This is a genomic window from Candidatus Symbiopectobacterium sp. NZEC135, from assembly GCF_025962695.1.
In genome coordinates this window covers 1-523 of sequence record NZ_JAGFPF010001511.1, presented here as the reverse complement: position 1 = coordinate 523, position 523 = coordinate 1, and the positions used below count along the sequence as shown (strand labels likewise).

Below are 523 nucleotides of genomic sequence, written 5' to 3'. Positions count from 1 at the left end.
GTCAACGATACTTCCCAACACCGACAACTCCAGTGACATGTTCTGACGAGAGAACGTTCTGGCGAGCGTGAACTGATCCGTTTCCGCCTGCGCCTGACCGATCATGATAGCCTGAGAAGCAGCGATAGGATCGTCTGAAGGTGTAGTTACCTTGGTGCCCGTGGCCAACTGCTCACCGGCCTTTTGCCAAATGGACTGACCATTCAGAATACCGTTCATATTCTGCTGATATATCATGCTGGTGCTTAAACGCATGGTATAAATTCCTCTTTATTCGATCGCCAATTAGCTGCGCATGGTGAGCAGCGCGTCAAAAAGTGCCTGTGCGGTTTTAATCACTTGCGCGTTTGCCATGTAATACTGCTGGTAACGCATCAAATCGCCATATTCTTCGTCCAGGTTTACCCCAGACACCGATTGCTGCTCGGCCGTTAACTGTTTCACCACATTTTGCTGTGAAGTGTTATTGATTTTCAGCGCGCTGGTCTGGTTGCCAATATCCCCCACGATGCCCGCATAGGCT

At 49.9% G+C, this 523-nt stretch carries 1 protein-coding gene and 1 pseudogene; both read right to left on the bottom strand.

Annotated features, from left to right (window positions below):
* A pseudogene (gene flgL, locus J5224_RS35090) lies at positions 1 to 255 on the bottom strand (flagellar hook-associated protein FlgL); the annotation flags it as partial.
* 30 nt (positions 256 to 285) lie between these two features.
* A partial coding sequence (locus tag J5224_RS35085) for a flagellar basal body rod C-terminal domain-containing protein (RefSeq protein ID WP_319802558.1) occupies positions 286 to 523 on the bottom strand: 238 nt, incomplete at its 5' end.